This window comes from Microbulbifer marinus, from assembly GCF_900107725.1.
Classification (GTDB): Bacteria; Pseudomonadota; Gammaproteobacteria; order Pseudomonadales; family Cellvibrionaceae; genus Microbulbifer; species Microbulbifer marinus.
On record NZ_FNQO01000003.1, the window covers coordinates 371999 to 395153 of the forward strand.

General features: G+C 57.4%; 15 protein-coding genes. 7 read left to right on the forward strand and 8 right to left on the reverse strand.

The genetic code is table 11. The features are described 5' to 3' along the window. Positions 1-80: 80 nt before the first annotated feature. From BLW36_RS13565 to dnaX, 8 genes are all read right to left on the reverse strand, one after another. Entirely contained in the window at positions 81-761 is a 681-nt protein-coding gene (locus BLW36_RS13565) for a YEATS-associated helix-containing protein (RefSeq protein ID WP_091389621.1), read from the reverse strand. A gap of 189 nt (positions 762-950) precedes the next feature. After that, positions 951-1331: a hypothetical protein gene (locus BLW36_RS13570; RefSeq protein ID WP_091389624.1), complete on the reverse strand. Its 381-nt coding sequence runs from the start codon at positions 1329-1331 to the stop codon at positions 951-953. Between the two features lie 14 nt (positions 1332-1345). Further along, positions 1346-1801, reverse strand: coding sequence for a YcgN family cysteine cluster protein (locus BLW36_RS13575; RefSeq protein WP_091389628.1), 456 nt, complete (start codon positions 1799-1801; stop codon positions 1346-1348). A gap of 11 nt (positions 1802-1812) precedes the next feature. Further along, on the reverse strand, positions 1813-2100 hold the full coding sequence (locus BLW36_RS13580) for a YcgL domain-containing protein (protein WP_091389632.1): 288 nt from the start codon (positions 2098-2100) through the stop codon (positions 1813-1815). Beyond that, on the reverse strand, positions 2097-3227 hold the full coding sequence (gene rnd, locus BLW36_RS13585; RefSeq protein WP_091389635.1) for a ribonuclease D: 1131 nt from the start codon (positions 3225-3227) through the stop codon (positions 2097-2099). Before rnd ends, BLW36_RS13580 begins: the two co-directional genes overlap by 4 nt. An 8-nt stretch (positions 3228-3235) precedes the next feature. Further along, positions 3236-3841 (reverse strand): recombination mediator RecR, encoded by a 606-nt coding sequence (recR, locus tag BLW36_RS13590; RefSeq protein ID WP_091389638.1) that lies wholly within the window; start codon positions 3839-3841, stop codon positions 3236-3238. A gap of 31 nt (positions 3842-3872) precedes the next feature. Continuing rightward, complete coding sequence (locus BLW36_RS13595; RefSeq protein ID WP_091389640.1) at positions 3873-4217, reverse strand: YbaB/EbfC family nucleoid-associated protein; 345 nt, start codon at positions 4215-4217, stop codon at positions 3873-3875. Between the two features lie 62 nt (positions 4218-4279). Beyond that, positions 4280-6295: a DNA polymerase III subunit gamma/tau gene (gene dnaX / locus BLW36_RS13600; RefSeq protein ID WP_091389643.1), complete on the reverse strand. Its 2016-nt coding sequence runs from the start codon at positions 6293-6295 to the stop codon at positions 4280-4282. Positions 6296-6552: 257 nt separating this feature from the next. On the opposite strand from dnaX, the gene BLW36_RS13605 reads away from it, so the two are divergent. From BLW36_RS13605 to BLW36_RS13635, 7 genes are all read left to right on the forward strand, one after another. Continuing rightward, the gene (locus BLW36_RS13605) at positions 6553-7080 is read left to right on the forward strand and encodes an RNA polymerase sigma factor (RefSeq protein WP_091389646.1); all 528 of its coding nucleotides are present in this window, start codon (positions 6553-6555) and stop codon (positions 7078-7080) included. 388 nt (positions 7081-7468) lie between these two features. After that, the gene (locus BLW36_RS13610) at positions 7469-8533 is read left to right on the forward strand and encodes a FecR family protein (protein WP_091389650.1); all 1065 of its coding nucleotides are present in this window, start codon (positions 7469-7471) and stop codon (positions 8531-8533) included. Between the two features lie 173 nt (positions 8534-8706). Then, entirely contained in the window at positions 8707-11559 is a 2853-nt protein-coding gene (locus BLW36_RS13615) for a TonB-dependent receptor (RefSeq protein ID WP_091390274.1), read from the forward strand. Between the two features lie 288 nt (positions 11560-11847). Then, positions 11848-14616, forward strand: a complete 2769-nt coding sequence (locus BLW36_RS13620) for a TonB-dependent receptor plug domain-containing protein (RefSeq protein WP_091389653.1) — start codon at positions 11848-11850, stop codon at positions 14614-14616. A gap of 457 nt (positions 14617-15073) precedes the next feature. After that, complete coding sequence (locus tag BLW36_RS13625; RefSeq protein WP_091389656.1) at positions 15074-17902, forward strand: TonB-dependent receptor plug domain-containing protein; 2829 nt, start codon at positions 15074-15076, stop codon at positions 17900-17902. Between the two features lie 123 nt (positions 17903-18025). After that, positions 18026-19612 carry a tetratricopeptide repeat-containing sulfotransferase family protein gene (locus tag BLW36_RS13630; protein WP_091389659.1) on the forward strand — a complete coding sequence of 529 codons (1587 nt, stop codon included), beginning with the start codon at positions 18026-18028 and terminating at the stop codon, positions 19610-19612. A 725-nt stretch (positions 19613-20337) separates the two neighbouring features. Continuing rightward, positions 20338-23121: a TonB-dependent receptor plug domain-containing protein gene (locus BLW36_RS13635; protein ID WP_091389662.1), complete on the forward strand. Its 2784-nt coding sequence runs from the start codon at positions 20338-20340 to the stop codon at positions 23119-23121. The last annotated feature ends 34 nt before the right edge of the window (positions 23122-23155 follow it).

The following is a 23155-nucleotide window of genomic DNA, read 5'->3' on the forward strand; positions in this document are numbered from 1 at the left end:
AAGTCGGGATCGATCAAATTGCATGACATGCCCGCGTGGACGGGCATCGATGAAGGATAGTGACTGCTGCGAGTGACCAGTCAGGCCATTTGGGTACTGCGGCGATGTACGACCTGGCGGCCCTTGTCGGTGATAAACCAGCGGATACCCAGGTGGCTGTGAATCTTGCCCACCATTTCCAGCACCAACAGGCTGTTCAGTGCGCGGGCGGCGGAATTGGTTTCCATACCCCCCTCCTGCACCATGCCGGACAGGGAGCGGAATACACAGTCACCATTGTTCAGCAAGTTCAGTACATGCAGGGCATTGTCATCCAGCTTGCGGATCTGGTTGAAATCCAGCGCCGGCCCCTGCTCCGGGTCCCCCTCGATCTCGTGCTCCAGCAGTGGCATGATTTCCAGCTGCATGGCGCGCAGTTCCTGCTCCAGGTTCTCGACCCGGGCGCGGGCGATGCTGGCGTCGCGCAGCTGGCGGCGCGCGGCGTTGAAGACGAACATACGCGAGGCGATCGCGGCGAGCAGGCAGTAGCCGGTAAAAATCAGCAGGCGCGAGGGGTCACCCTGGATCTCGATCAGCAGGTCGCTCTGGGTAAACTTCAGGAAAATAGGCACCATCAGCGCGCCGCACAGCCCCATAATCAGACAGCGCGCGAGACCGGCGGGGTCTTCCTCGGTAAACAGCATCTGGTAATAGTTCACCAGACCGCCAAGAATGCCCGAAACCAGCATTACCGCGGTCAGAATGAGCAGATGGTCGAGCATCCGTATTCCTCTGCCATGCACAGCTTGGACGGTGCTGGCATTTTTCTAATTGGATCGACTCCGCGCCAATGGCGGAGCCAGCCTTATAGATATAGCAGCTGTCACCGGGGACAGTGGCGGCGGAGAGGGGATGCGGCGCCTTTGATCAGGTAATGGGACAGGGGCTCCGGTCACTACTGACCGGTCGAGTCACTGTTCGTTGAAATAGGGATCTTCCTCGAAGCGATGGCGTCGCTGTCGACGGTAGCCCAGGTACAGGGAGACCAGCCCCCAGATCGCCATCAGGCTCAGCGCCCCGCCGGTGGCAAACACCAGATTGGCCGTCACTTCCGGGGTGGCCCCGTCCTCTTCAAACAGGGTCTGGTACACAAACAGCGGCAGCACCGGCAGGGCCACGGAGTCCTGTACCGCGCTCCGCGCGGGGACCAGCAGTGCCGCGGCGAAAGTCAGCAGCAGCGTGCGGCGCAGCCAGCTCCATTTCCATTTCCGCATAAACCACCACCCCGACAGCAGCAGCACCAGCGTGCCAGCAGCGTAAATCATCCAGGCAATTCGATACTCTTCGGCCATAGTATTTCGTTCTTCTAATTAGGATCGTCACCCACCCAGGTGACAATATGCTCTTCAAAATCGTCTGGGTGCACCAGTTCTTCGCTGATCACGCAGCCGCGCACCGAGATACCGGCTTCGTGCACCGACTCGGCGCGGCCGGATACCAGCGGATGCCAGTCCTCCAGTGGTCGCCCCTCTGACAGGGTGCGGTAGGCGCAGGTTGCCGGCAGCCAGCTGAATCCCTGCACATCCTGCGCCCGTAACTGAATGCAGTCCGGCACATGTTGCTTGCGGTGCGCGTAGTCGCCGCACTGACAGGAATGCGTATCCAGCAGGCGACAGGCCACATTGGTGGTATAGACCTCGCCGCTATCCTCGTCTTCGAGCCGATGCAGACAGCAGCGGCCGCAGCCATCGCAGAGCGACTCCCACTCCGCCTCACTCATCTGCTCGAGGGTTTTGCGCTGCCAGAAAGGTTGCTCGGCCATTGCAATCAGGCTCAGCGCTGCAGCTTGCTGTTTTTCGCTGCGACCGCACTCATCTCGGAATCAGCCACCGGCGGCATCTGCAGATAATAGCCGCGCTCGCGAATTTCATTCAGGACTTTGTTCGCATCTGCGCGGGCAAGTCGCTTATCCGGCGTCACCAGCATGGTGGTGACATGCTGCGGCTTGCCAAACAATTCCAGCAAGTTTTCCGGTACCCGTACGGTACCCTCGCGCTTGTCTACATACAGGTACATTTCTTCTTTCCGCGGACTGCGGTAGATATCGCACAGGACTTTCACTTCACTTCCTCGTCACGCAGCGCTGCCAAAAGTTCGAGCAACGGCTTGCCAATTACCTCTCCACGCCAGCCCGCGAGCCGACCCTGCAGTTCGGGGCGGGGCGCCTGCACCAGCGCCTCCAACTCTTTCTTGCGCACCAGTATTTCTGCCGGCAGGTTTTCCAGTTCGGCGATCGCGTTGACTTCCTGACGCAACAGCTTGAGCCACTCGCCCTCGCGCCGGCTGAGTGGTTGCGGCAATCGCGGCGGAGCGTCTTCGCGCTCTGCCGCCCGCGCGATAATCTGCAGCAACGTGTCGCCGTGCTCACGTAGTGCGCGCCCTTCCAGACCGGGCTGCACCAGAGTGGCTTTGTGCTGCGGCAGTTGCTGAGCCAGGTTCATGCAGACATTTTCTTTCAGCAGATGGTTGCGCGGCACGTCCCGCAGTCGCGCCTCCCGCTCGCGCCAGGCACACAGGTCCTGCAGTGCCGCCAGCTGCTTACCGCGCAGGCGCCAGGCCCCTTTCACTCTCTGGTAATAGAGCTCCGGGGGCTGCGGGCTTCGTGCTGCAGTCACCAGCGCGGTGCAGTCTTCCTGCAACCACTCCAGGCGCTCCTGCTCCCGCAGTCGTTTCACCAGCACCCCGTACAGTAGTGGCAGCCAGGCCACATCCAGTGCGGCGTAATTTTTCTGCGCGTCACTGAGGGGGCGCTGCAGCCAGTCGGAGCGCGTCTCGCTCTTCGGCAGATCGATATTGAGCAGTTCCTTGACCGTGGCGGCGTAGCCCAGGCCCGCGCCCATGCCGGTAAGTGCCGCAGCGATCTGGGTATCGAAAATTGGTTCGGGAATCGCGCCCAGCAGTCGCTCCAGTGTTTCCAGATCTTCGCTGCAGCTGTGCATGATCTTGGTCACACCGGTATCCAGCAACAGCTCGCGCAGTGGCTGCAGGTTTTCTACCGCCAGGTTGTCAATCAGGTAACAGCGCTCGCCGTCCCCGACCTGCACCAGTGCCGGCTGCGGGTAGAAGGTGCGGCTGCGCATAAACTCGGTATCCAGCGCCACCGCATTTTGCTGCCGCCAGCGGGCGCACAGCTCCGCCAATTGGTCGTCGCTGTCGATCCAGATCGGGGTGGTATCTACTTTGATCATCAGCGCCCTCAGCCGCCCGGGAAAAATGAGGTGCGGCTGTTGAACGCGTGGGCCAGGGTGCCGCCATCGATATATTCCAGCTCGCCGCCGATGGGCACACCGTGGGCAATGCGGCTCACGTTGACGCCCTGTGCTTTGGCGCGCTCGGCAATAAACTGTGCGGTGGCTTCACCTTCGACGGTGGGATTGGTGGCGATAATCAGCTCTTCGAGCGCCTCGTTGGCGAGGCGCTGCTCCAACAGGTCGATGCCGAGGCTCGCCGGGCCCACCCCGTCGATCGGCGACAGGTGCCCGTGCAGCACAAAATAACGGCCGTGGTAATTGCCCGCCTGCTCGATCGCCAGCACATCCGCCGGCGTTTCCACCACGCACAGGGATTTCTGGTCGCGGCGACTGTTGTTGCACAGGGAGCAGATCTCCTGCTCGGTCAGGGTGCGGCACTGGCTGCAGCGGCCGACTTTTTCCACCGCCTGCTCCAGGGTACGCGCCAGCAGGCCGGCGGCATCGCGGTCTTTCTCCAGCAGGTACATTGCCATACGTTGCGCCGATTTCGGGCCGACGCCAGGCAGACAGCGCAGCGCGCGTATCAGATCTTCGATCAGGGGACTAAACATAAATGACAGAAACTATTCGCCGAAGCGCGCCTTAAAAGGGAAACTTGAAGCCTTCCGGCAGGTTCATACCGCCGGCGAGATTGCCCATCTGCTGTTTTTGCAGTTCCTGCGCCTTTTCTTCAGCACGGCGCACCGCATCATTCACCGCTGCGGCCAGCAGGTCTTCCAGCATCTCTTTCTCTTCACGGAGCAGGTCCGGATCGATTGCCACCGAGATGACATCGTGACGGCCGTTCATCGTGACCTTAACCATGCCGGCACCGGACTCTCCGCAGACACGCAGCTCGTTCAATTCCTGCTGCAACTTCTGCATTTTTTCCTGCATCTCGGCCTGCATTTTCTGGGCCTGCTGCATCAAATCGCCCAAACCTTTCATAATCGGCTCAACCTCTGTGATCTTCGGTGCGCCTTACGCACTCTGTGGAATTTCTGAATCTGTTAGTCCGCTTCTACCAGGGACTCCACCGAGTCATCTTGCAACTCGGCGCGGAACTCCTGTTGCAGTTCCTGCACCAGCGGGTCTCCCGCCAGGGCGTCACGTGCAGCGGCCAGGCGCGCCTCACGCGTGGCGGCGGCCAGGCGCGCCGGGGTGGTCCCCTGCACCTGGCCGACCTGGATGTGCACAGTAACCGGCTGCTGGAAGAAATCGCTCAGCAGATCCGCCAGCCGGCGCTGGTGCACCTCGTCGTAGAGACTGCTGTAGGACTCGTCCAGGGTAAAGGAAAGTATATTGTCCTGCCGCCCCACCAGCTCCAGATGGAAGGCGATGGAGTGCAGAATGCCGCTGATACCCAACTGGCTGTAGAGCGCCGGCCAGCTGCCGGGGGTCAACGCATCGAGGCGCGCGCTCGCAGGCTTCTCCGCGACCGGCTGTTGCGGTTCAGGCTGGGATTCCTGCGGCGGCACCGGCGCCGACTCCACCTGCGCCACCTGCTGGCGGAGCTGCTCCCGCAGCGCAGCGCGCGTATCCTGTGATACGGGCTGACTCGGCTCTGGCGGCTGTTGGGCAGGCGCGGCCGGTTCGTCGACGACAGCATCAGCTGCCGCGGTCACCGGTTCCGGCGGCCGCACAACCGGCTCCGGCTGCACCTGCGCCATCCGGGCAGATTCGGGGACTTGAGGGGCCGCTACCGTTATTTCGGGTTGTTGCGCTATCCCCACTTCGCCATTGGATGGTGGCGCAGCGTCGACAGGCGCCCCGCCGGCTTCAGCCGGTTGCGGGTCCGCCAGGGACTTTTTTTCCGCGGCTACCTCCGGGACGGCCGGCGCCTCTGGCTGTGATACCGGCGCTGCGACAGGTTGCTGCGCCGCCGCTTGCGTTTCCGCCGCGGCGCCTTGCGGCAGGCTGCTACGCGGGATATCGGCTACCCCCTGGGGGCGGAAAGCCAGCATGCGCAGCAGCGCCATCTCGAAACCGCTGCGCGGGTCCGGCGCCAGAGACAGGTCGCGGCGTGCGAGCAACGCCATCTGGTAGTAGAGCTGCACGTTTTCCGGTGCAATGCGCGCGGCGTGGTCGCGCAGGCGTTCGCCATCGCCGAGGGCATTGTCTACGGATTGCGGCAGTACCTGGGTTACGGCGATGCGATGCAGGTTATTGGCCAGTTCCGCCAGCGCCGCGCTGTAATCGGGCGCCTGTTGTGCCAGCTCCTCGACCGCGGCGAACAGTGCCGGTGCACTCTCGTCTGCCAGAGCCTGCAACAGCTTCCAGACCAGGCCGGAATCGATGCTGCCGAGCATGGCCCGAACTTCCGCCTCGCTGATCTTGCCACCGCCAAAGGCGATCGCCTGATCCGTAAGGCTCATGGCGTCACGCATGCTGCCATCTGCGGCGCGCCCCAGATGCCACAGGGCCCCTTCCTCGAAGGGCACCATTTCCTGCTCCAGCACGAAGCGCAGGTGCTCGACCACGCGCTCCGGGCTCATATTCTTCAGATTGAACTGCAGGCAGCGGGACAGCACGGTCACCGGCAGCTTCTGCGGATCGGTAGTGGCGAGCAGGAATTTGACGTGGGGCGGCGGCTCTTCCAGGGTTTTCAACAGTGCGTTGAACGAGCTGTTCGACAGCATGTGCACTTCGTCGATCAGATAGACCTTGTAACGGCCTCTGGTCGGCGCGTACTGGACATTTTCCAGCAGCTCGCGGGTGTCCTCCACCTTGGTGCGCGAAGCCGCGTCCACCTCGATCAGGTCGACGAAACGACCCTCGGCGATCTCGCAGCAGGCCGCGCACTGGCCACAGGGTTCGGAGCTGACACCGCTCTCACAGTTCAGGCACTTGGCCAGGATGCGCGCGATGGTGGTTTTACCCACGCCACGGGTACCGGCAAACAGGTAGGCGTGGTGCAGGCGGCCGTTATCCAGGGCGTTGATCAGCGCCTGGAGCACATGCTCCTGCCCCACCATCTCCCGAAACAACCGCGGCCGCCACTTGCGCGCCAGTACTTGATAACTCATCCGCTCTCCAGCGCCCACCGGCGCCATTGCTGTGTCTGTAATTTGGGCGCCAGTGGCGCGGGGGCCATTATACCGGCATAGACGGTGAGGCATAGCTAGGGAACCGCTGAACAACTCCATGGCCTCTCTACGGGCCCCAGATAAGAGGAAGCCCCTCGTCGCCGAGCCGGCGCCTGTGATATAACTGTGCGCCAGCTCGCAATTACAACAACGATCGAATAACCACAGCGAGTGCAGTACGGGGAAACCTCTAAGTAATGAACAAAGCTCGGAAAACGCTTCTGGAAAAGCTGTTTGCCGAACACGGCCAGGCATTGGTGCGCTTTGTGGCACGCATTGTCAAAAGCACCGAAGATGCCGAGGACATAGCCCAGCACGCCTATTTGCGCCTGCAGAAACTCAGCGATGAGAAAGAGCTGGATAACCCGCGCGCCTACCTCTACCAGATTGCCAACAACCTGGCGGTAGACCAGCTGCGCCGGGGCAAGCTGCATATGGAATACATCAGCCAGCAAATGCCCGCGGAAGGGGAAACCATCAGCGACGAACACGCGGACCACCAGTCACCGGAGCGGGTACTGGCTGCCCGCCAGCAGCTGCAGTCTATTTATGAAGCCATGGACAGCCTACCGATCAAATGCCGCCAAGCGTTCCTGCTGCACCGCACCCGCGGGCTCTCCTACAACGAAATCGCGCAAGAAATGAACACTTCGGTGAGCAGTGTGGAGAAATACATACTGCAGGCCCTCAAAGTGTGTCGCCGGCGGGTAGAAGTGAACAGGTAGCCCTCCGGAAACCGATCAGTGACAAAAGTATCGGAGGATCCGGACACCCGGCGCGCTTTTCATCCCAACCATCGCAAACGATTTGCGGAAACGTGAGCGAGCGCACAGGCTTTGTGCACGCCAATTCCGATCTGTTCACAAATTTAATTGAGGGGGATAACCAGTCGGTCGTCTTATCTCAAAGCCCGGTCATTTGAACACACAAACCGGAGCAAAAGAAAAATAAAACGCTAAGATATGGAAGCGTTGGCAGAAGTTATTGCGCCAAGCGTGCAGTGCACGGAAAAAATCGCGCCAAATGGGCCGTTTTTCATAGAATGCACCAAAACAAGGCGGGAGCGGGAAGCTCCTGACCAGGCAAAAGATGGATTGAGCAAGGTAAACAGCGGTGAATACAGCGGGCGTACAAGAAGTACAAAATGAAGACAGGCTGGATCAGGCGTGCGCCTGGGTCGCACGCCTGCGCTCCGACGCCGTCAGCCCCGCGGACCGCCGCGAATTTGCGGCGTGGCTAACCGAAACCGCTGACAACCAGCGCGCATTTGATGAGGTGAGCGAACTGTGGGGAGACCTGGGTGCGCTTGCCCATATGCCGATTGACGACCTGTTTCCCGAGAGCCGGCCGACCTCCACTTCCGCGACCCGCCCCAGCGAACGCAAAACCAGCACCGCAACTGGTGGCGCAATGGCGGCTGGCGGCTGGAATTTTGCCCAGTGGCTGATGGGCGGCGGCCTGGTTACGGCCTGCCTGGTAGTGACACTGTGGGTCGGCAACCAGTGGCTGAACGGTGACAAGACCCGCGAACAGACGTTCATCACTCAAGTCGGCGAAACCCGCACCGTGACACTCGCAGACGGCTCCCAGATTCAGCTCAATACCAATACCGAGCTGCACGTGGCCTACAGCCGCGAAGAGCGCCGCACCCAGTTACTGCGCGGCGAGGCCTATTTCGATGTGGCCCGCCAGACGGCCCGCCCGTTTACCGTTGCGGCGGGCAAGGCGAATATCCGCGTACTGGGCACGGAGTTTAACGTGGAGCGCAATCCGGGCAGCACCCGAGTTTCCGTGACCGGCGGCGTCGTCTCGGTCAGCGAGGCCGAGAGCGGAGCCGGCCTGCAGCCCGAATCCGTCAAACTGGTCAAGAATCAGAAGGTCAGCGTTTCCAGCCGTGGTCTGGGCAGCGTCGGCCGCACCTCCCCGGAAGAGGCGCTGGACTGGACCCGCGGCGTACTGGTATTCGAACAGACCCCGCTGACCGAAGCCCTAGAGGAGCTGAACCGCTACCTGAAGGTGCCCGCCGCGGCAGATGCCAGTGTGCATGACCAGCTGCTGTCCGGTACTTTCGAGCTGTCCGACCCGGACAACACCCTGAAAGCCATCGCGACTGCGCTCAACCTGCAGCAGGACCACAGCGACCCTAACCTGACTCTCTTGTCTCCCAAGCGCAACTAAGTTATAAAACCCGCTTGGGCGATCGTTTATTGTACAGCTCCTGTACGCCTCGCCCGCAACGACACTGCATTACAACAAAATGCCCCACGCAACGCGGCGTGCGGGCAGCGATGGCGAAACGGGCACTCCATTTGAACTCTCGGCACTGGGTCACACTGTCGCTGGCGACCACGATGTTGCTCTCCAACGGAGCCCTTGCCGCCTGCCCGAAATCCGGCATCCAGCTACCCGCGGGCAATCTGGAACGCGCACTGATCGCCCTGGGGCGCCAGTGCAAGATCTCGGTGCTGGTACAGACCTCCTCCGCAGCCAGCTACAACCTGCCGGAAAAGTTCCTCGACAGCGAAAACGGCGAGTTTGAGCCTGCACTGCAGCAACTGTTACAGGGCTCGCCATTTACCTATGAACGGGTGGGCCCCGGCGCCGTAGCGGTATTGACCCGCGAAGCCGAAGAGGAAGATACCGAAGCCCTGCCGGCCCATACAGAAGAGATTACCGTAACCGGCCAAAGTTTGACCGGCAGCCACCTGCGCCACCTGCAGCTGGACAGCTACGCGCCGATCGACGTCTTGGCGCAGCCGGAGCTGGAAATCACCGGCGCCCAGACTATTGCCGAGCTGCTGAAATTCCTGCCCGCCGTTTCCGGTAATTCCACCAGCACCTCGGTCAGCAACGGCGGCAATGGCACCGCCACCGTTACACTGCGCGGACTCCCTGCCAGCAATACCCTGGTATTGATCAACGGCCGCCGCATCGTCAGCAACGGATTCGGTGGCGAGGCGGCAGACCTGAATACGATTCCGCTTTCGGCTGTAGATCGCATCGAGATCCTCAAGGATGGCGCTTCCGCCGTTTACGGATCCGACGCCATCGCCGGCGTGGTCAACATCATCCTACGCAAAGATTTCGAAGGCCTGTCCCTCAACAGTTATTACGGCCAGGCCCAACAGGGCGACCAGCAGACCGAATCCCACCACCTCACCTGGGGCACCAACGGCGAGCGGGGCCACCTGATGCTGAGCCTGGCGCACTACAGCCAGGGCGCCCTGATGAGCCGCGACCGCGAGCTGTCCGCATCCGCAGACAACCGCCCTCGCGGCGGTACCGACCAACGTTCCTCTGCATCCCCTGACGGCTTTATCGCACTGGGCGACGGACAGATCGTCACCAACGCCGAGAGCGGCGGTTTCCGAGACTGGTCTCAGGATGACCGTTACGACTACCGCGAATATACGTCTGCGGTAGTGCCGTCGCAGCGACAGTCGGGCTACCTGGAAGGCAACCTGGATCTTGGCGACAACACCCTGGCCTTCGTCGAGGCCATGGGTATTCGCACTGCAGCCAAGTCCACGCTGGCACCGACACCGGTTTTTACCCGCTTCGACAACGGCGACCTGACCATCGCTGCAGACCACATCTATAACCCTTTCGGTGAAGATATCGTCGATGTGCGCAAACGAGTCCTGGAACTCGGCCCGCGTATTCAGAAAAACCGCACCGACACCTGGCGCCTCAACGCCGGCCTCAAGGGTATGTGGGATAGTTGGGAGTGGGAGTTGACGGCCGCATTTCACTACACCCACGCCACCGAAAGTCTCAGCAACCTGATTAATCCGCACACCCTGTCGCTGGGATTGAAAGGCCCGGATATTTGCAATCCCGAGTTCGACTGTGTGCCGACCAACCTGCTGGGCCCTAGCGGCAGCATCGATACCGCACAGCTCGATTTCGTCCGCGGCCAAAGCAAGGTGGAGGGTGCCACACGCATGTCTTCACTGACGTACATCACCAACGGCACCCTGGGAAGTAATGGCGCCGGAGATGTACTCGCCGCCGCGGGTGTCGAGTTCCGCCGCGAGACAATCGATTTTCGCTCCAATGACGCGATGGGCCTCTCCTTTATTGGCGGGCACGCGGCCGGATCCGCAGAGGGCCTGCGCATGATCGGCGAGGCGTTCGCGGAAATATCCGTGCCTCTGGCCGAGGACAAGGTGTGGCTCGACGGCGCATTACGCTATTCCGATTACAGCGATTTCGGCAATACCGCGAATCCCAAGCTGGCGATTCGCTGGCGTCCATCACCTTCGCTGATGATTCGCGCCAGTTATGCGACCGGTTTCAAGGCGCCAACGCTGGTCGATATGAACCAGAGCGGTTACCAGAGCCAGGAATACCTGTTCGACCCTTGCACGCGGAGTGACGCCGACGCCCTGCCCGGCTGCCGCGGCCAGGCCGATATCGCGCGCATCCAGTACCTGACCGAATTCGGCGGCAACCCGAACCTGCAGCCGGAAACCTCCGACAACCGCTCACTGGGTCTGGTGTGGACACCCCGGCGACTGCAGGGATTCAGCGCGACTCTCGACCTGTTCGACATCCGCCAAAACGATGTTATCGACACCAGCCCGCAATACCTGATCGACAGAAACGCCTATGCCGGCCTGTTTACCGATCGCGTAATGCGCGACGCCAGCGGCGACATTACCAAAATATTCGCCACCCGCCTGAATATCGGCGCACGCGAGGTGCGCGGCTTCGATCTGGCCCTGCGCTACGAACACAATTCCTCCGAGATTGGCCAGTTGCGCTGGTCGTTCAATTCCAGCCATATGCAGCATTACTTGAATCAGGCCGCGCCTGGGTCAACGGTGGAAGATCTCGCCGGCACTTTTGTCGATGCGGCCAGCGGCGGCGCCGGGTCACTCCCGCAATGGAAGGCGAACACCGGTATTTACTGGCACAAGGGACGCTGGGAAGGCGGCTATACGATTCATTATGTTAGCGATCTCGCGGAATCCTTTACCCTCGATGAAAAACGCGTGACGCGAACTATCAACAGCTGGTCGAGCCACGACTTGCAGCTCGCCTACGCACTTCCCCTCGGGCTCAGATTTGCCGTCGGTATCGACAACCTGTTAGACCGCGAACCACCGTTTGCCGCCACTGCGTTCAACGACAATTTCGACGGCCGTACTTACGACCTCAGCGGCCGCTACTGGTACACCACGCTCGCCTACAATCTTTAAGTGCCGCCAGCGCAAGCACACGCCAAATAAATTCTCCCGCCATTCATTTCATTCTGATTTTTAAAAATCGGCGGCATCTTCGGCATGACATTCTCCTGCATGCCACCATTACGCAAACAAACTGAAGTGCACAAACGTACCAATAGACGCCCAATTGTTCGCCCTTAGCGTTGACCGACGAAAAAATGTTCTAGTGTTTTAGCAAGCCTCTGTTGATAGTAGTTTGCAGTTGTCAGGGAGGGCACTGCCGCATTCGGCGTTTTGAACCGGTATCAGGAGAGGTATACCATGGACAGATCCCGTCTATCCCGGGCAATTAAGGGCGCAATCGCTGCCACGGCCGTTTCCACCAGTTTTGCTACTTTGTCGTTTGCTCAGGAAGTGGAGGAAGTCGTCGTCACCGGTTCGCGCATTGTGCGACCCACCGATGCTAACAGCGCAACGCCTATCAGCGTTTTCGACGCCGCCGCACTGGAAGCATCCGGCCAAACCACTCTGGAGGACTTCCTGCAGGAAGTGCCATCCATGACTGGTGGCCAGCTCGGCCAATCAGTAAACAACGGTAACCCCGGCCTCGCAACCGTATCCCTGCGCGGCTTGGGCTCATCCCGCACCCTGGTGCTGATGAACGGGCGGCGCCTCAGCTCATCCGGACCGTCTACCGGCGTCGTCGACTTGAACACCATCCCCACCACCGCGATCGAGCGCGTGGAAATCCTGCGGGATGGCGCATCCACCATTTACGGTTCCGATGCAATCGCCGGCGTGATCAACATCATCACCAAGAAAAACTTTGAAGGCGCGGAGCTGACCTTCGACGCAGGCACATCTCAGGAAAACGATGGCCAGCAATATCTTGCAGCCTGGACGTTCGGTACCGGTACGGACGACGGGCATGTGATGATGAACGTCCAGTACACCAAGCGGCAGGATATCTTCCAGGGCGACCGCAAGCGTTCCGATTGCCCGCTGTTCGAGTCTGGCGACCAGGTGCTTTGCGGCGGCAGTAGCTATACCGTTCCCCCGCGGTTCTTTACTGACAGCTTCCCCGGTGGCCCAATCCTCGACCCGGCCACCGGTGAAATACTGCCCTTTGTTCCATCACGCGATGCATTCAACTATGCGAAGGTGAGTTACCTGATTACGCCGCAGGAAGTGGTTACTTTTTACGGCTATGGTGAAAACAAACTGTGGGACTTTAAAGATTTCACCACAGTGGAGGCCTTTGGCGAAATCCTGTATGCCAACCGCCAGTCGGATCAGTTGCTGGCCGCGGAAGGTACCTTCTTCCAGCCGACCGCCCCGGCTACCAACCCGGGCAACCCCACCGGTGAGGACGCGATCATATTGCGTCGCCTGGTCGAAACCGGCGGCCGCTCGTTCAATCAGGATCTGAGTACCTGGCGCGGCGTTGTGGGCTTTAAGGGCGAATTCTGTAACGAGTGGAGCTGGGATCTTTCCTATAACTACGCCCGCTGGGTCGATTCCCAGATCGATCGCGGCCGCGCGAACCCTGGTCGATTCACCACCATGCTCGACCCAGCTCTCTGTGCCGACGATGAGGACTGCTCGGCGGCAGCGGATGCCGCGGGCGTATCGGCATGGAATCCATTCGCGCCCGGCACTTTTGTTCAGCCATGGCAGGACTACGCACTGGTGGTGAACTCGCCGGTGGAAAAAGCTACGCTGAACAGCCTGCAATTCAACCTTGTCGGCGACTTGTATGACTGGAGCATCCCCACTTCGAGTGAGCCGGTTCAGTGGGCGACGGGTTACGAGCGTCGCCGCGAGCGCACCGAGATTACGGTCGACGGCGCGGCGGCGCTGGGACAGATCTACTTTGTCAGCGGCGAGGACTGGGGCGGTGCCTACGATGTAGACGAGGTCTACGGCGAGGTCCGCCTGCCGATAATGGAGGGTAAAAATTGGGCCGACCTTGTCGCAGCCGAACTCTCCTTCCGCTATTCAGACTACGACACCATCGGCAGTAGAACCGTTTGGGCGGGCGTGTTCGAGTACGCCCCCCTGGAACAGTTGCGCTTCCGCGCCACTTACGCCGAGGGCTTCCGTGCACCCGGTCTGGACGACTTCTTCCTGCCTCCCACCCAGTCCGCCGAGACCTACACGGATCCCTGCGTCAACTGGGGGGGCAGCGCCAATCCAAATGTACGGGCAAACTGTGCCGCGGACGGCCTGCCACCGGACTTTGAGCTGGGTAACTCCCAGGCGACCGGCCTGTTCGGCGGTAACCCGGACCTGGATGCCGAAACCTCCGAGAGCTATACCGTTGGTCTCGTCTGGACGCCGACGTTCGTCGAGGATCTGAGTTTTACCGTCGATTGGTGGAAGATCAAGATCGATGACGCCATTGGCACCTTCAATACCAACACCATTGTCAGCAACTGCTACAGCAGCCCGGGCTTCAGCTCGCCCTCATGCGACCTGATCACCGGCGCAGGAGCCGTCGGCCTGACGCCGCTGCCCACCAGCCCGCGCCGCGACCGCAGTGGCACCATCGCCGGCCAGCTGTTGAATGGCCAGAACATCTCCACCTTCAAGACGTCGGGTGTCGACCTCGGTGCGGACTACAGCATGGATCTGGGCCCGGGTGTCTTTACGTTCAGCGGTAGCGCGACTTGGCTGGACGAATGGAAGTTCCAGGCCAGTGAGTTCGAGCCAGAAGTGGATCTGGCCGGCAAGTTCGGTGTTGACCCGGTGACCACCCGCATCGCGGCTTTCCCCGACTGGAAGATCTATACCAGCTTCAACTACGAGTATGACTGCTGGGCCTCCACCGTAGTCGTCCGTATGGAAGGCGAGGTGGACGACATCGACCCCCGCGACACCGACCTGGCCACCCACGTGGACAACACCTGGTACACGGACTTCAACTTCCGCTACTTCCGCTGGGAGGGCATCACCCTATCCGGAGGCATCCGCAACCTGTTTAACCAGCAGCCGCCCTATGTCACCAACTACGATGACATGAACACGCTGCCGCTGAACTACGACACCGTCGGACGCTTCTATTACGGCAGAGTGAACTTCAAGTTCTAATCCCTTCGCCCCGCCCTCCAAGGGCGGGGATCTTCCCCTCTTACCCTCAACTCCAATTCACGATACAACGGCAACTTTCCAAACACGTTAATCGAAATAATTTTATTTCGGACAGGGCCTCTCCATTTTTTCCTCACTTCCAATTAATGACACAACGACAAGATTTCAAACACATTAATCAAAATAAATAGACTACTTCCGGCAGTAATTTTCCATTTTTTCTTCAGCTCCAACTCACGACACAACGATAATTTTTTAACCGCGCTAATCAAAAAACTTTAACTATCATTCCTGACATTACAAAAAAAAAGAAATTAAGTAATTTATTTGAGGGATCTGCATTTCTGGCCGTCTCTGCCCTTGTTGGGAAAGAAGTAGTCGCATGGGGGTGGCTACTTCTACGTATCGCCATTCAGGCAAAAAGAAAATAAATCCAACGATCTAGAGAGGATTTCCAATGAAAAAGAACCTCCTGTCCGTAGCTGTGAAAGGGGTCATCGGCCTAACCGCAGCCGCAGTAATGGTTCCCGCCATGCCGGCATTTGCGCAGGAAGACGCGCAGCTCGTGGAAGAAGTACTGGTCACCGGTTCACGCATTCAGCGCGCTGACCTGGAAGGCGCCAACCCTGTAACTGTACTCTCCAGGGAAGACCTTGTAGGAAGCGGCGAACTGAGCGTCGGTGATATTCTGCAAAACCTGCCGTCTTCCGCTGGTGCGGCAACCAACACCGGAGTTAACAATGGTGGGTCCGGTGCTGTGCGTTTCTCCCTGCGCGGCCTCGGCTCGGAGCGTACCCTGGTACTGATAAACGGTCGCCGTGCTGTTGCTTCCGGCTTGGGCGCCGACTCTTCTGTCGACCTGAACAACATTCCGGTGGCAATGATCGAGCGCGTAGAAGTACTGAAAGACGGTGCTTCTGCCGTATATGGCTCTGACGCTATTGCCGGCGTAGTCAACATTATTACTCGCGACAATTTCGAAGGTGCTGAATTCTCCACCTCCTTCGGTGAGACTAGCGAAGGGGATGGCAGAAAAGAGGAAGCCAGCTTTACTTTCGGTACGTCCACCGATAACGGCAACTTTGTTGTTTCTGGATACTACGCAGACCAGCAGCCTATCTGGGCCGGTGACCGCGAGTACTCACAGGAAGAGATCTGGTTCCACCCTTACTGGGACCCTCAAGGACAGACGCCTGGCGGCTCATCTGCCACCCCATGGGGCAACCATGGTGGATCTGACGGCAACCGTTACACCCAGGGACCGGAATTTGGCGACTGGAGAACGTATAACGGCGCTACCGATGCATATAACTATGCGCCAGCCAACTACACCCAGACCCCGAATGAGCGTTGGGGCGTTAGCGCTTTCGGCAACTACAATCTCGGCGATCTCGGCGCCCTGAAAAACGTTGAGGCCAGTGCTGAATTCATGTACACGCACCGCGGCTCTCAGCGACTGATTGCTCCAGAACCTCTGGCACCTCTGGCATTTTTCGGTCACGCGGCCCCCTACTCAGACCTGAACTACTATAACCAGCAGTTTGGCCCGAAAAATGCTGACGGCGAAACCATGGTACTGAACGACTGGCGTCGTCGCATGGTGGAGACCGGAGGTCGAGACCAAGTCCACGAAACCAATACACACCAAATCACTCTGGCCCTTGCAGGTGAATTAGGCGATTGGAACTGGGATCTCTCTGCACTCTATGGCGAGAACGACGCCAATATCATCGACAAAGGTTACTTCAACCTGGAGCGAGTAGCCGAAGCAGTTGGCCCCACTTTTGTAGACTCTGCAGGCAACGTACTGTGTAGTTCAGACGGTACTGAAGGAGGGGTGATTGATGGCTGTGTGCCCCTCAATGTCTTTGGTGTTCCGGGAACCGACACCCAAATTACTGCAGAAATGCTGGAGTACATTAGCGGCAACTACGTTTCCATTACGGAAGGTGGTAACGATATGTCAGCTGTCCAGTTTAACATTGGCGGTAACGTTATCGACCTGCCTGCCGGCCCTCTAGGTATGGCATTTGGCCTTGAGCACCGCAAAGTAAGCGGCTTCTCCCAGCCCGATTCCCTGCAGCTGCTGGGCACCTCAACTGCAGGCTCTTCGCTCGCAACTGGCGGCTCCTATCACCTGAACGAAGCCTTTGTGGAATTTGCCGTTCCGCTGCTGGAAGGTCTGCCCGCTATCAATTCCCTGGAGTTGAGTGTGGCTTCGCGCTACTCCGACTACAGCACATTTGGTGAGACCACTAACTCTAAAGTAGGCCTGCGCTGGTCTATTGTCGATGACCTGACAGTTCGCACCACGGTGTCCGAGGCCTTCCGGGCCCCGTCCATCCCCGAACTCTACCAGGGTATCTCCAGCACCTTCCCTAACGCCACAGACAAGTGCGCCAACGACCCGACTGCTTCGTGCATCGCGGATGGCGTGCCTACAGGCGGCTATAGCGATGATGGAATTATCCAAATTCCGTCCAAGATAGGTGGCAACCCGGATCTGCAGCCGGAAACCGCCGATATCTTCACCGTAGGCCTGGTATATCAGCCATCATGGCTCGACGGCGCCTCCCTGACGGTGGATTATTGGGAAACGGAAGTTGAAAACATGATTTCCACTTCCGGCCCTCAGGTCATTCTCGACAACTGCTGGGCGACGGGTCAGGACTGTGACAAGATCGATCGCTGGGCTGCAGGCAGCGGTGCAGAGGTGGGTGGCATTATCTTTATCCACGACCTCAATACCAATGTCGGCGGCCTGAGCGCCTCGGGTGTGGACCTGTCACTTCGCTACCAGATGCCGGGAACCAGCATAGGCTTATTCGGCTTTGGATTCGATGCGGCCTATGTAACCGAGTATGACAAAACCCTCTCCAACGGAGACGTAGTAAGTCATGCCGGCCGTTTCGAAGATAACCAGGATGGCAACTTCCCCCGCTGGAAAACCAACTTCACCACCAACTGGAGCTACGAGAACTGGGATGCCAGCTTCAGGTCCCGCTATATCCACTCCGTTATGGAAAACCTCAACGGTTGGTACAATTTAGACCCAGTTACATTCGAACCCACAAACGAGCCTCACGAAGTTGATAGCCAGGTCATTCATGACATCCAGCTGTCTTACAACCTGGCCGATTACAAGACTCGTCTGACCTTCGGTATTGACAACGTCACCGATGAGCAACCTCCGTTTGCTTATACCGGTTTCAATGACAATACCGACGTACGTACCTATGAAACCCAAGGTCGCTACTATTACGGCCGCGTAAACTTCAACTTCTAAGCTTTAAGCTTAAAGGTTGTCCTTCAAAGCCACCGGCGGACTTCCCCGGTGGCTTTTTTAATTTTTACCGCCACCTAATTTCATGGCATTATTTGTTCACTTACAAGTTGAACTTGAAACACAATGACCACGCATAAAGCTTTAGAAAACTACAAGGGTCGACTCAAAAAAAAGCTAGAGTTGGCGCTAAGCCACAATGACATACAAGCCTGCACACATATCGGTAAGCTGCTCGTAGAAATCCCAGAGCTTGATGCCAAAGCGTGGCTTCTTTTAAGTGAGGTATATCGGCGAACAAAAAGAACTGAGGATGCATTAGATGCGATCGATAAGGGCTTAAAGCTGCAGCCGAACCACCCACATCACGTGGCACAGCAGGCCTTCTGCCTACTATCTAACGGAAATTTTTCCGATCTTATCCCGGCACTCAGGCACGCGAAAGAACTGAACATCCAGGACACATGGTCTCTCGATATTTTGGGGACGTCCTCGGCATCTATAGATGAGCACACTCTAGCCATTCACTTCTTCACAAAAGCAACAAAAATCGCACCTTCCGTCCTGAGATTCAGGCACAATCTTGCCATGTCACAAATAGCTCTAGGCCGCACAATAGAAGCGGAAAAAAATTTTAGAAACATTATCAAAGAATCCCCATCATCCGGAAAAGCGTACTGGGGTCTAAGCCTGATAGATCGGTGCAAGAGCTCCGACTTAAAAGACCTCATTAAAATAGCAAATTCTGAAAGCTCAACCGAGGAAGAAAAAGTTTTCGCAAGATTTTCACTAGGTTCTCTTCTAGAGAAAAATAAAAACTTTGAAGAGTCCTTTAAATATTACAAACTAGGGAATGATTCAAAACGAAGACAGATAAAATTCTCAATCCATGAAGAAAAAAACAAATTTTCAAAGATAAAACAAACATTCAACAAAGACTGGATATCAAACAAAGAATCTGGGAATCAAACCGACCAAGTCATATTTATTTGCGGGCTACCAAGAACCGGAACAACATTAATAGAGAGAATGCTCTCATCGCATTCATCGGTCACCCCCTACGGAGAACTTAGAAACTTCGGAATAGCCTTGAAAAAGCTATGCGAACGTCCGCTAAACCTAGATTATGACCTTGATACAATTCACGCCTCAGCAAAATTACCAATGCAGCAACTAGGCGAAACCTACTTGAGCAGCATCCCCAAGGACGACAACCACACCACACATATTATTGACAAGAACCCTTTCAACTTCTTGTATATACCGCTAATCGCAAAATCCCTTCCTAACGCTAAAATCATTCACATGACCCGCGACCCGATGGACACCTGCTTTAGCAACTACAAACAGCTCTTCTCTGCCGTCGCCTTTTATTCATATGATCTAGAGGAATTAGCCGAGTATTACCTTCTGTACCGAAACCTAACGGAATATTGGGAACAACAGCTCCCTAGCCAAGTCACAAGAATTTCATACGAAAATCTGATAGAAAACCCAAAACGCGAGCTAGAAAAATTGCTAGGTTTTTGCGAGCTCCAGTGGGAAGACGAGTGTTTAAACCACCCCAACACGAAAAGCCAAGTAGCAACAGCAAGCGCTATGCAAGCGAGAAAACCTATTTATCACTCATCTGTAGGGAAATGGAAGGCGTACCAAAAGTTCCTAAGCTCCGCTTTGGACATCTTAATTCAAGCTGAAATAAAGTTAAATTAAATCCCGGGACACCACAGCTAAACCAGGCCAGACTTGGTCGATTGAACTTGGTGATACATTGAAAATTATGGACACCTTAACCGCTTTCCTGACCCTACTCTTCGTCATGAACACCCCGGGCAACATCTCAGCCTTCCTCGCCACCCCCTCACTATCATTTAACTCCAGCGCCCTCCATTAAAAGTTAGCTCTTATAGACACTCGCACCGCCCTCCTAAAACCCCTCTTTGTAATGGAGCCCTGCCCGAAAACGCTTCAAGTTCGTCTATCAGCATATCGCCGCACAACTGATCGCAATGCTGCCCCCCCCTTAAGTGAACAGCATTAGGCCTTCGGGCCAGTTTTTGCTACCACGAACGCCCGATTGAAAGGTCAGCCAACCTCGCAACCCCCAAAGATCCACAGTCTAGCCTCAACGCTTTCGCGACCAAACAACAAATAATGGTCACCAAATATCGCCACCAGCCACAAAACCACCAAGCAAACAAAAAATTATAGATTTTTTTGCTGCAAAAAAACACATTTTCAGCATTTAACTCCAGTATCAACCTCCCGTTACTGACATTACGTGATATTCGAAAATATTTAATTTTTTATTGAGGAAATTCGAATACCGCCCGTCTTTACCTTGTTGGGAGGGAAGTGGCCACTTGGGGGTAGCCGCTTCCGACAATCGCCATTCAAGGCAAAAGACTATAAATCCAACGATCAAGAGAGGATTTACAATGAAAAAGAACCTCCTGTCTGTAGCTGTTAAGGGGGCCATTGGCCTGACTGCAGCCGCGGTACTGGTTCCGGCAATGCCTGCTTTCGCCCAGGAAGATGCCAAGCTGGTCGAAGAAGTTATCGTTACCGGTTCTCGCATTAAGCGCCAGGACCTGGAATCTGTAAGCCCGTTCACGTCCATTGGCCAAGAAGAATTTAAAATCTCCGGCAACCTGAACGTTGAGCAGAAACTGGCTGAGCTGCCGCAAACTCTGCCGAGCTTCGGCCCCAGCTCCAACAACCCTGGTGACGGCACCGCACGCGTTGACCTTCGCGGTCTGGGCTCCTACCGCACCGTGGTACTGGTGAATGGCCGCCGTTACATCCCGGCTACCCAGACTGGTGTTGTTGACCTGAACACCATCCCGGGCACCCTGATCAAGAACGTTGACGTTGTAACCGGCGGTGCTTCCGCGGTATACGGTTCTGACGCTCTTGCCGGTGTTGTGAACTTCCAGATGGTTGACGACTTCGAAGGCGTTCAGATCACCAGCCTGTACGACGTAACTGGTGAAGGCGACGGTGCCAAGTCCAACATCGACATCACCATGGGCGGCAACTTCGCCGACGGTCGTGGTAACGCTGTTGTATACGCTTCCTGGTCTGACCGCGAGTCCGTATTCCAGGGCGACCGCGACTTCTCCAACGTTGCTCTGACCGAGAGTGGCGGCGAGCTGGTTCCGGGTGGTTCCTCCGGTATCCCGGGCACTCGCGTGTTCGATACCAACACCACCTTCAACTCAGACGGCACTTCCCGCGCGTTCCAGGATCCGGCTGATCGCTTCAACTACGCCCCGGATAACTACCTGCAGCTGCCGCAGGAGCGCTTCCTGGTGTCTTCCTTCGCGCACTACGATATCAGCGACAAGCTGACTGCCTACGGCGAAATGGCTTTCGCACATAACGAAGTGCCGCAGGAGCTGGCTCCGACTCCGGCGTTCACCACTGTGTCTGTGAACCCGAACACTCCGTTCTTCGACGCCGCCTATCAGGACACACTGCGTCAAATGAACATCGACGCGGGTCTGGATCCGAACGCCCCGGTTGATCTGTTCGTTGGCCGCCGTATGGTCGAAAACGGCCCGCGTCAGTCACTGGATACCCGTGACGGCTTCCGCATCCTGGCCGGCTTCCGTGGCGACATCAACGACGATTGGTCCTACGACACCTACTACAGCTACGCCAACCTGGAAAACACCAACCTGCTGAACAACGACGTTGCGGCTTCCCGCTTCCGTCAGGCTATTCTGGTGAACGATGCTGGCACTGCGTGTCAGGACACTTCCAATGGCTGTGTACCGCTGAACATCTGGGGCGAAGGCAACATCTCCCAGGAAGCAGTGAACTTCGTCAACGTTGGCGCTACCAACGTGACCAGCATTACTCAGGAAGTTCTGTCTGCTAGCATGTCCGGCGTTCTGGGCGCCCTGCCGACTTCCGACGAGCCGGTTGCCGTAGTATTCGGTCTGGAGCACCGCAACGACGAATCTACCTACCGTCCGGACTCCTTCCTGTCTGCGGGTGACGTACTGGGCTTCAACGCCGGTAAAGCAACTGTAGGTAGCTACAGCGCCGACGAAGTCTTCTCCGAGGTGAACGTACCGCTGCTGCAAGGCAAGCCGGGTGTTGAGAGCCTGTCTCTGTGGGGCGCCGTGCGCTACTCTGACTACTCCAACATCGGTGGCGTAACTTCCTTCGCGACCGCGATGAACTACTCGCCGATCGAGATGCTGAAGATCCGCGCCGGTTACCAGCAGGCCGTACGCGCGCCTAACGTATCCGAGCTGTTCCTGGGTCAGTCCAACGGCTTCCCGTCTGCTGACGACCCCTGTGCAGCTGGCAACGTTACCACCGACACCGACACTGCTCTGTGTGCCGCCACTGGCGTTACCGCCGGCAGCTTCACCCAGGCCAACTCCCAGATCGAAGGTATGTTCGGTGGTAACCCGGATCTGCAGGAAGAAACCTCCAACACCTTCACCTTCGGTGTTGTTGTTGAGCCGATGGACGGTCTCGACATCGCTGTTGACTACTACAACATCGAAATCGAAGATGCCATTGACGTACTGGGCGGCGGTGTAAACAACGTTCTGGATCTGTGCTACAACGTTGTTAAAGACATCAACTCTCCGTTCTGTAAGGCGATCTCTCGCCGCAGCGATGGCAACGTTCGGATCGTTAACGTACTGAACGAAAACATCGGCCTGATCGAAACCAACGGCATTGACCTCAACGTCAACTACGGCACCGATCTGGCTTTCGGTATTGACGGCGGTTCTTACCTGAGCGTAGGCTTCAGCAGCACCTTCCTGCTGGACTACGACCAGACCCCGATTGCCGACCTGCCTGACCGTGTTAACTACTGCGCCGGTAACTTCGGTAACACCTGTGGCTCTCCGCGTCAGGAAGTTAACTGGAATAGCCGTATCACCTGGTCCAGCGGCCCGCTGACTCTGTCCGCTCTGGTTCGCTACCTGGGTGAAACCAACGACGACGTGATCGAGAACAACGACGTAGCGGCTTCCGATCTGGTTGTACCGTCTCTGGATGCAGAAACTTATCTGGATCTGAGCGTTGGTTACGCCATGACCGAAAACCTGGACCTGAACTTTGGTATCAAGAATGCCCTGGACACCGAACCGACTCCGCTCGGCGATGCTCAGGAGCAGGCGAATACCTTCCCGTCCACCTACGATCTGCTCGGTCCGCGCTACTTCCTGAGCGCGAGCTACAAGTTTGACTAAGTCAAACTTGTAACTAACTGAAGTAGGGAAACGG